Annotated in this window: 7 protein-coding genes and 5 tRNA genes; 11 read left to right on the forward strand and 1 reads right to left on the reverse strand. The window is 58.5% G+C overall.

All coding sequences use genetic code 11. The features are described from left to right. Positions 1 to 246: 246 nt before the first annotated feature. The 4 genes from VF436_RS14935 (at position 247) to VF436_RS14950 (ending at position 639) form a co-directional block, all read left to right on the forward strand. A tRNA-Pro gene (locus VF436_RS14935) sits at positions 247 to 323 on the forward strand. Positions 324 to 353: 30 nt separating this feature from the next. Continuing rightward, positions 354 to 430, forward strand: a tRNA-Arg gene (locus VF436_RS14940). 15 nt (positions 431 to 445) lie between these two features. After that, positions 446 to 522, forward strand: a tRNA-His gene (locus VF436_RS14945). Positions 523 to 563: 41 nt separating this feature from the next. After that, a tRNA-Lys gene (locus tag VF436_RS14950) sits at positions 564 to 639 on the forward strand. 151 nt (positions 640 to 790) lie between these two features. Here VF436_RS14950 and VF436_RS14955 read toward each other — a convergent pair. Further along, positions 791 to 1,225 carry a hypothetical protein gene (locus tag VF436_RS14955; protein WP_330904826.1) on the reverse strand — a complete coding sequence of 145 codons (435 nt, stop codon included), beginning with the start codon at positions 1,223 to 1,225 and terminating at the stop codon, positions 791 to 793. A gap of 420 nt (positions 1,226 to 1,645) precedes the next feature. Between VF436_RS14955 and VF436_RS14960 the strand changes: the two genes are divergently transcribed. From VF436_RS14960 to VF436_RS14990, 7 genes are all read left to right on the forward strand, one after another. Next, complete coding sequence (locus VF436_RS14960) at positions 1,646 to 2,578, forward strand: ABC transporter ATP-binding protein (protein WP_330904827.1); 933 nt, start codon at positions 1,646 to 1,648, stop codon at positions 2,576 to 2,578. Further along, positions 2,578 to 3,366 (forward strand): ABC transporter permease, encoded by a 789-nt coding sequence (locus VF436_RS14965; protein WP_330904828.1) that lies wholly within the window; start codon positions 2,578 to 2,580, stop codon positions 3,364 to 3,366. The genes VF436_RS14960 and VF436_RS14965 overlap by 1 nt, the downstream gene beginning before the upstream one ends. A gap of 699 nt (positions 3,367 to 4,065) precedes the next feature. Continuing rightward, positions 4,066 to 4,150, forward strand: a tRNA-Leu gene (locus VF436_RS14970). Between the two features lie 697 nt (positions 4,151 to 4,847). Then, entirely contained in the window at positions 4,848 to 6,140 is a 1,293-nt protein-coding gene (gene tig / locus VF436_RS14975; protein WP_330904829.1) for a trigger factor, read from the forward strand. A gap of 52 nt (positions 6,141 to 6,192) precedes the next feature. After that, a complete protein-coding gene (clpP, locus tag VF436_RS14980; RefSeq protein ID WP_330904830.1) occupies positions 6,193 to 6,822 on the forward strand; it encodes an ATP-dependent Clp endopeptidase proteolytic subunit ClpP in 630 nt (209 codons plus the stop codon). Between the two features lie 104 nt (positions 6,823 to 6,926). After that, positions 6,927 to 8,225 carry an ATP-dependent Clp protease ATP-binding subunit ClpX gene (gene clpX, locus VF436_RS14985; protein WP_330904831.1) on the forward strand — a complete coding sequence of 433 codons (1,299 nt, stop codon included), beginning with the start codon at positions 6,927 to 6,929 and terminating at the stop codon, positions 8,223 to 8,225. Between the two features lie 236 nt (positions 8,226 to 8,461). Next, a partial coding sequence (locus tag VF436_RS14990) for an LON peptidase substrate-binding domain-containing protein (RefSeq protein WP_330904832.1) occupies positions 8,462 to 8,959 on the forward strand: 498 nt, incomplete at its 3' end.

Consider the following 8,959-nt stretch of genomic DNA (forward strand, 5'->3'; position numbering starts at 1 on the left):
TCAGTTGGATAGAGTACCAGGCTACGAACTTGGTGGTCGGGAGTTCGAATCTCTCCGGGCGCGCCATTTATCGCAAGGCGCAGTGCTTGCACTGCGGTTTGCAAGTCGTAAGACAGTACATCGTCATGCGATACCGGACGATGGAATAAAAGTTCGGTGTGCTTCGATACGGATTGACTAGGCGAAGCGTCACCCGTAGCATTTGAAGGCTTCAACTTGCGAGAGCTTGATGAGGTTTCGAAGTATCGGGGTATAGCTCAGCCTGGTAGAGCGCCAGCTTTGGGAGCTGGATGTCGTGGGTTCGAATCCCTCTGCCCCGACCAGCGGACGCTCTGCACAGTCAGATGTGCACTGCGCCTGTAGCTCAACCGGATAGAGCATCGGCCTTCTAAGCCGACGGTTGCAGGTTCGATTCCTGTCGGGCGCGCCAGTTACAAGTTTTATGGTGGGCGTAGCTCAGCTGGTTAGAGTACTGGATTGTGATTCCAGTTGTCGTGGGTTCGAGTCCCATCGTCCACCCCAGTTTCGGTCTTAACAAATTTGTAGTACAATTTAGAGTTTCAGGGCCGTTAGCTCAGTTGGTAGAGCAGTTGACTCTTAATCAATTGGTCCAAGGTTCGAATCCTTGACGGCCCACCAATTTCAGACAGGCATCCAGCGCAAGCCGGGTGCCTGTTTTCTTTTGTGCGCAGACAGCGCTCATCATGTTGTCTTTGCCGTGCCTACGTAAGTCACCGGATGTCGGTTGTTGCTTCAGCCGTAGTGCAATTGCATAGACGCACTGGTGCCGTCAGGCGATGGCGCCTTCGACGTATCGGACATTCTCAATCCAGTACCGCTGTCGCCGCTCCAGGCGTGCATCCGTGGCTTCGCCGTCGAAGTCCACTTGGCCATGCGACAGGCATGCGCGGTCGAATGACTCGAAGGTGTTGACGTTCACGACGGCGTAGAGTTTTCCCTCGATCTGGCTGGTGCATACAGGCACGACACCACAATGCATGCACGTCAGGAACTGCGCCGTCCGGGTGCCGAATTGGTAGCGTGACATTCGTGATGGATCCACTACGGTGATGTCGAGCGTTCCTTGCCGGCAGGATGTCCACACGGCGCCATGCTTGCTGCAGAACGAGCAACTGCAAGAGCGCGCGGGAATCTCCTTGGGCTCCGGTGTCCAGGCAAGGATGAAGGCTATGTTGCCGCAATGGCACTTGCCCTGGATCAACATGGCGCGGGTTCCTGGTCTGGGGTGGTCATCATAGCCTCCCCGCGACCATCGCGCTTTAGCGTTACAGCAAGGCTTGAAAAGCCAACCTGAGGGGTTCTGGCATCTGCCGCGAGAGATTGCCCCGAACGGGAAGGCTTCCGGCTGCTTTTGGCAGGGATGTGGGCGGCCTAAGTGGACGAGCTCCTTGAGCAGAATCCGGTCCAAGCCTTCTTGATTGCCGGTGGCGCTATCAGGCGAACTGCCCAGGCAGTTTCATGAGGGTGCAATGGATACTAGCGCGCAGGATCACGTGATCTCTGGATGCGGCAAGTTTTTGCGGACTGACTGCATGTTATATGTGTCATGCGAGATGAGTGACGATGCCATCTGAACACCTCCAGGCCACGCGTCGAGAATGCAGCCACACTGGGGAGGTGTTATATGAATCACATCGTTCATCCTGTTGCTCGCTTGGCTGGCGCCATAAAACGCTATGGCAATCTGACGGCTCTCGAGGGCCTGGACCTGGAATTGCGGCCAGGCGAACTGCTTGCGTTGCTTGGGCCCAATGGGGCTGGCAAAACAACGGCTATCGGACTGCTGCTCGGGCTCATTCGTGCAGACGGCGGGCGTGTCGAGCTGTTCGGGGAAGACCCGCAGCGTATCAGCGCGCGTCGACGTATCGGTGTCATGCTGCAATCGGCGGTTTTGCAGGGCACGCTACGTGTCCGTGAACTGGTCGACCTGACTGCTGCCTATTACCCTGCGCCATTGGCCACCGACCATATCTTGCAACTAGCCGGTATCGTTGACCTGGCCAAACGGCCTTATGCGGACCTGTCGGGCGGGCAGCAGCGTCGTGTCCAATTTGCCATGGCCGTCGTGGGACAGCCAGAACTTGTTTTTCTCGACGAACCTACCGTGGGTATGGACCTGGACAGCCGCCAGTCGCTCTGGGCAGCGGTTCGACAGCTCGTTGCGCAGGGGACGTCTGTGGTCTTGACGACACACTACCTGGAAGAGGCCGAAGCGCTCGCCGATAGAGTTTGCGTCATGGTTCGAGGGCGCATGATAAGCGAGGGTAGCGTCGATGCATTGCGCGCCAAGGTACTCCATACACGTGTGCGCTGCATGACATCGGTCACATCGGCTCAGTTGGGTGAGTGGGGCATCGATATTGACGAGGTCAAGGAGGAGCACGGCCGGCTTTCGATTACGACCGTGCAAGCTGAAAATGTCGTTCGCAGGCTGTTGGCTGCCGATCCCGACGTGCGCGAGTTGGAGGTCCATCGCGCCGGGCTTTCCGAGGCATTCACCGAACTTACACGCGATCAGTCCCGCATATCCGATGTGCCTATGGAAGAGGTGGCCTGATGAATATCAGACCCGTTTCTCTGGCGGTACCGACAGTATCCATGCCTCCATCACGCGTCATGCGTGCGTACATGGCCGAAGCAAGATCGGAAGTGACGCGCTATCTGCGTATGCCGGGCTTTCTTTTGCCGACGCTGCTTCTCCCGGCCGTGTTCTATCTTCTGTTCGGCGTGTTCCTGGCTCATAGCAATGGACCGGATGCTCCTAGATACCTGTTGGCAAGCTACGCAACGTTCGGCGTGATGGCTCCGGGACTTTTTGGTTTCGGCGTATCGTTGGCCCTGGAGCGCGATACAGGGCTGATTACGCTCAAGCGTGCACTCCCCATGCCTCCCGGCGCCTATCTGTTCGGCAAAATGATCATGGCGTTGCTGGTCGCTTCGGGCGTATTGCTGATACTCATTGGCATGGCGCTTGGCCTTGCGCATGTACAGCTTTCGGCGGCTCAAGTGCTGACCGTGTTGTTTACCGCGGTACTGGGTGTGTTGCCATTCTGCTCTTTGGGCTTGTTGCTGGGTGCGATGATCAAGGGGCAGGGGGCGCCTGGTGTTATCAATCTGATTTATCTCCCGATGTCATTCCTATCTGGCCTGTGGTTCCCGTTATCCATGCTGCCGTCCCCCATCCAGCGGCTTGCGCCGATCTGGCCCTCTTATCATCTCGATGCATTGGCACTGAGCGCCGTTGGATTGGGGAATGGCGAACGGTTATCGCATGTGCTGGTGCTGATGGCCTACACCGTGATTTTCCTGGCATTGGCCGCACGCAAGTTGCGTCGATACGGTTAAGAGCGGGATTGCCGTGTCATTGGCGAGCTCTCCTCGACTAGGCAAGTCGGTTGTCGGTATGGCGTGTTACCGACAGCCGCTAACTCATAGGTTCGATCAGGCACCCTGCATGGGCATTTGGTTGCGGTCGTGTATCAGGTGGTTGCTGTTGTCCACATAAAACCGCGTTGGGAAAAAGTCATCGACTCCGTGCGATGCCTGTTGGGCAGTCGCTGCAATAGATGATCTGATGTCCCGCCCGGGTGAGTCCGCTCAGTCTGGATCACGCAATGGGCGGTTGGGCGCCAGGATGCTGTCGCCGCGAGTCGTCTGGTCTTCCTGAGCAGGTAATGCTCAATCACTTGATGGCGCGCTCGGGTTAAGGCCGGAGATGCCTCTTCGGTGTGACCTGCCAACGTTCGGTCATGAGTTGCCCTACTCGCTGCACCTTGTGACCGGATTGCGCCGCATGATGAAGTTATAAGTGCTGCGTGTGAGTCGGTTACTGATGGCTTCCCGGTCGCGGGGCATGACTGCTTTGTCGCCATGGCCTTCTTGTGCTGCGCGACTGCTCAATCATAAAATAGCCAGCTTGGCGTACGTAGACTGGGTGGCTTGAGAGCAGCTGTCTCCGGCCTTGGTCAAGTACGGCAGTTGTGAGGGCTGCGCCAAGGCCATTTGGCTTAGGGTTGGCGGATTCCTCCTGGAGTTTATTGCGATGCGAGAGTGGCGGAATTGGTAGACGCACTGGATTTAGGTTCCAGCGGGTAACACCGTAAGGGTTCGAGTCCCTTCTTTCGCACCATCCTGGACGGATAGACAAGGCCAGGCAATCTTGGATTTCCTGCCAGGCATGACAAATGCCCACGGTCCAGCCCTGCGTGGCTGCGAACCGCGCACGGCCGGGTGGCCTTACAGGTGGTTGGTACAGAGTTGCATCCGTCTTCTTCGCCGGCGTGAGGGGGCACGCGCTTCACCTCCATCACCGGATCGCGCAGCCTCGTCGATCTTCGGCCAACCGGGGACCTCGCCGGGTTGTCATCAGTGTCCACAGCGCCGAGATGCGTATGGTCGCCCCTGAAGCCGCTGACCTCTATGCTTGCCTATCCGGGGCGTTGAATTGTCCGTCTGCGGTGCTTTTGGGTGTGGGCGTGCTCCCGGCACGCCCTCGGTTTGCGGGTATCGCATCGGGTGTCTACTGAAGTGGTTCTATTGAGCTACTACAGGGCAAAAGGGGATGAAGCGTGTCTCGTGGCTCTTGAGACTGCGGCGCAAAGTTTGCCACGCGCCACCCCTTTGGACCTCCTACTTGGCACCAGAGTTGGTCCTTGTTACGCTAATCTGCTGATTTAAAGGCGAGTGAAGCCCATCTGGCCGTCATGACCCCACTGTTTCAGTGGTTGGTCCGGGCTCGGATTCATTCCTTTGAGGTTTTGACTTTGACTTAAGCGGCGAGGGCCGCTGGCGTCTGTGACGGGCGCCCCATTGATCCAGGAGACGTCATGCAGGTTTCGGTTGAGAACGTCGGCAAGCTCGAGCGCAAGCTCACGGTGAAGTTTCCGGCTGAGCGTTTCGAGTCGCAGGTCACCGCGCGTATTGCGGAGATGGGCCGCACGATCCGCCTGAAGGGCTTCCGCCCGGGCAAGGTGCCCGCCACGGTGATTCAGCAGCGCTTTGGCGCGCAGGTTCGCGGTGAAGTGCTTTCCGATCTGATCAACAGCACGTTGCGCGAAGCGGTGGAGCAGGAAAAGCTGCGCCCGATCGCCAACCCGGCCATCAACACCACCGGCCAGCCAGAAGATGGTGAGATTGCTTACACCGCCACATTCGAGATCATGCCGGAGTTTCCGGAGATCGATGTCAGCCAATTGGAAATCAATCGGCCGGCGGCTGAAGTGACCGACGCCGACATCGAGAAGATGATCGAGACCCTGCGCCAGCAGCGCCGCAGCTTCGACGTGGTCGAGCGTGCCTCGGTCGAGGGGGATTTCGTGATGTTCGAATACACCGCGCAAGCTGGCGACTACCGCTTCCCGGCCGAAGGCCTGGAGCGAGCAGGTAGCGTGCTCGGCTCGGGCACGCTGTTCAAGGCGCTTGATGAGGCCCTCACCGGTCACAAGGCCGAGGAATCGTTCACCACGGAAGTCGCTTTTCCCGAGGATTTCCGCAATGAAAACCTGGCCGGCAAGACGGCGCAGGTTCAGTTCAACATCATCAAGGTGCAGCAGCCGAACCTGCCGGCTGTGGATGCCGAGTTCGCCAAGCTGTTCGGTGTGGAAGATGGCGACCTGGAGAGCTTCCGCAAGGAAGTGCGTGCCAACCTCGAGCGGGAGCTCAAGGCCACGCTGATGGCGCGCCTGAAGGGCGAAGTCGCCGAGAAGCTGGCCAATGCCCACCCGGAACTGGATGTACCCAATCTCATGGTGCAGTCCGAAGCCCACGGCATGGCGGCCGGCAGCGTACCGCGCGGCCAGCAGCCGCCGCAGCAGCTGATCGATTCGGCCATGCCGATGGCGCGTAAGCGTGTGATTGCTGGCCTGTTGATGGGTGAGATCGCCCGCAAGCAGAGCCTCGTGCTGGAGCGGTCGCGTCTGGCCGCGCAACTGGCGGCCATCGCCTCGACCTACGAGGAGCCGGAAAAGGTCGTTGAACTTTATAACAGCGACCCCCAACTGATGTCTGGGCTGCAAAACCGCGTCATGGAAGACCAGGTCGCCGAGTGGGTGGCAGAGCATGCCAAGACCACCACGCAGACGCTGAGCTTCGACGAAGTGATGCGCCCGGTTGGTGCTTGATCCCTAGATCAGGCACTCTTGAGACAGGCCCATCAACCGGAGAGCCACACGCATGGCCATGGATCCGATCCATAACCTCAACCTGGTCCCGATGGTCGTCGAGCAGACGGCCCGCGGCGAGCGCTCGTACGACATCTACTCGCGCCTTCTCAAGGAGCGTGTGATCTTCCTTGTCGGTGAAGTGAACGATCAGGTCGCCAATCTGCTGGTGGCGCAGATGCTGTTCCTGGAGTCGGAGAACCCCGACAAGGACATCCATCTGTACATCAATAGCCCGGGTGGCGTAGTCACCGCCGGCTTGGCGATCTACGACACCATGCAGTTCATCAAGCCGGACGTGAGCACCATGTGCGTCGGGCAGGCGTGCAGCGCAGCTTCTTTGCTGCTGATGGCCGGGGCCAAGGGCAAGCGTTATTCGCTACCCAATTCCCGCGTCATGATCCATCAGCCCTCGGGTGGTGCACGAGGGCAGGCTACCGATATCGAGATCCAGGCGCAGGAAATCCTGTACCTGCGTCGCAGGCTGAACGATATTTACGTTCAGCATACCGGCCAGCCTCTGGAGAAGATCGAGCGTGACATGGAGCGTGATCGCTTTATGAGTGCCGAGGCAGCCCGCGATTACGGGTTGATCGACGCGGTGCTCGACCGTCGTGGCGTTGAATCGGTCAAGTCTGCCTGATTATTGGCATTTCCTTTGGGGAAAAGGCGTTTCGTGCCTGGATGCAGGCGCGGAACGCTGTGCTATTCTCGGGTCGTAACGGTATTGAAAGCAGGATCTAAAGCATGAGCGACGAGCGGCAGGGCCGTTCCAACGACAGCGGCAAGATTCTCTACTGCTCCTTCTGCGGCAAGAGCCAGCATGAAGTGCGCAAGCTGATCGCGGGTCCGTCCGTGTTCATCTGCGACGAGTGCGTAGAGCTGTGCAACGACATCATCCGTGAGGAACTTGAGGAAAAGGCCGCCTCGGGGCGCAGCCAATTGCCCAAGCCCAAGGAAATCATGGAGACCCTCGACCAGTATGTGGTCGGGCAGACGCGCGCCAAGAAAGCCCTCGCGGTTGCGGTCTACAACCATTACAAGCGGATGGAGTCGCGCCAGAAGAGCGACGACGTCGAGCTCGGCAAGTCGAACATTCTGTTGATCGGGCCAACCGGTTCGGGTAAGACGCTGCTGGCCGAAACGCTGGCGCGTTTGCTCAACGTGCCGTTCACGATTGCCGATGCCACCACGTTGACCGAAGCCGGCTACGTCGGCGAGGACGTGGAAAACATCATCCAGAAGCTGCTGCAAAAGTGCGACTACGACGTCGACAAGGCACAGTCAGGCATTGTCTATATCGACGAAATCGACAAGATCTCACGTAAGAGTGAGAATCCGTCGATCACGCGCGATGTGTCAGGTGAAGGTGTTCAGCAGGCTTTGCTGAAACTGATCGAAGGCACGCTCGCCTCCGTGCCCCCTCAGGGCGGCCGCAAGCATCCTCAGCAGGAGTTCCTGCAGGTCGACACCAAGAACATTCTGTTCATTTGCGGTGGTGCCTTCGCGGGTCTTGAAAAGGTGATCCAGCAGCGTTCAGAGGTGACGGGTATTGGCTTCTCTGCCGAAGTACGCTCCAAGGAGCGTACGGAGAACCTCGGTAAGGTGCTGGCTGATGTAGAGCCCGCCGACCTGGTCCGTTACGGCCTGATTCCGGAGTTCGTCGGTCGCCTGCCGGTCGTTGCAACACTGGACGAACTGGATGAGCCCGCTCTGGTGAAAATTCTCACCGAGCCGAAGAATGCGGTCACCAAGCAGTTCCGCCGCCTGTTCGAAATGGAGGGCGTGGAGCTGGAATTCCGTCCGGAGGCCTTGCAGGCTATTGCTCGCAAGGCACTCAAGCGCAAGACGGGTGCTCGTGGCTTACGCACCATCCTCGAGCAGGTATTGCTCGATACGATGTATGAGCTTCCATCGCTGGAACATGTAAGCAAGGTAGTCGTGGACGATGCCGTTATCGATGGTCAGGCGGAGCCTTACCTGATCTATCGCGGTAATCTGCAGCAACAGCGAATTGCCGGTGAAACCGGTGGTGATGCGGCTTAAGGTCGGAGAAAGGCAGCTTGGCGTGAGGGCCGGTCCAGAGGAGACGGTTTTTCCTTGATTGCCGGTTCCTTACAGCCTATTCGTCGACGACTTTGCGCGAACAGTCAAACGGCCCCGACAGGGGCCGTTTGCTTGTGCACTTGTTCTGAACTGCCCGCGCCTCCACTTGACGTACAGGTGCCTCCGGCGCAGTGTCGCAGGCAGGCCGATCTATTTCCCTTGAGGGATTTTTTTACATGGCAAAAAACGCCTCACTACCCGTAGCCACCGGCGCCGCGCTCGATGTATTGCCTGTGCTGCCGTTGCGTGACGTGGTGGTTTATCCGCACATGGTCATTCCCCTGTTCGTCGGCCGCGACAAGTCGATGCGTGCGCTTGAACGCGCGATGGAAGGAGAGCGGCAGATTCTGTTGGTGGCTCAGAAGAGCCCCGATATAGACGATCCGGAAATCGCCGATCTTCATCAGGTGGGCACCCTGGCAGGTGTGTTGCAATTGCTCAAGCTGCCCGATGGCACCGTCAAGGTGCTGGTGGAAGGGCAGGCGCGCGTGGCGATTGATGATTATCAAGAAGAAGCCGGTATGCTCAGTGCCAGCTCGCGCATTATCGAGTCGGTCTACAGCGCCAAGGAGCGCGAGCTCGATGTTGTGTCGCGCACGCTGGTCTCGCTGTTCGAGCAGTTGGTCAAGCAGAGTCGCAAACTGCCGCCCGAGGTCCTGGCGACCTTGTCGGGC

Origin of the sequence: Dyella sp., from assembly GCF_036384435.1 — a bacterium.
Taxonomy (GTDB): domain Bacteria; phylum Pseudomonadota; class Gammaproteobacteria; order Xanthomonadales; family Rhodanobacteraceae; genus GSA-30.

What these genes read in the sequence shown, in the direction of transcription:
- VF436_RS14955 (WP_330904826.1), bottom strand. Translation starts at nt 1,225, where the DNA reads ATGTTGATCCAGGGCAAGTGCCATTGCGGCAACATAGCCTTCATCCTT.
- VF436_RS14960 (WP_330904827.1), top strand. Translation starts at nt 1,646, where the DNA reads ATGAATCACATCGTTCATCCTGTTGCTCGCTTGGCTGGCGCCATAAAA.
- VF436_RS14965 (WP_330904828.1), top strand. Translation starts at nt 2,578, where the DNA reads ATGAATATCAGACCCGTTTCTCTGGCGGTACCGACAGTATCCATGCCT.
- tig (WP_330904829.1), top strand. Translation starts at nt 4,848, where the DNA reads ATGCAGGTTTCGGTTGAGAACGTCGGCAAGCTCGAGCGCAAGCTCACG.
- clpP (WP_330904830.1), top strand. Translation starts at nt 6,193, where the DNA reads ATGGCCATGGATCCGATCCATAACCTCAACCTGGTCCCGATGGTCGTC.
- clpX (WP_330904831.1), top strand. Translation starts at nt 6,927, where the DNA reads ATGAGCGACGAGCGGCAGGGCCGTTCCAACGACAGCGGCAAGATTCTC.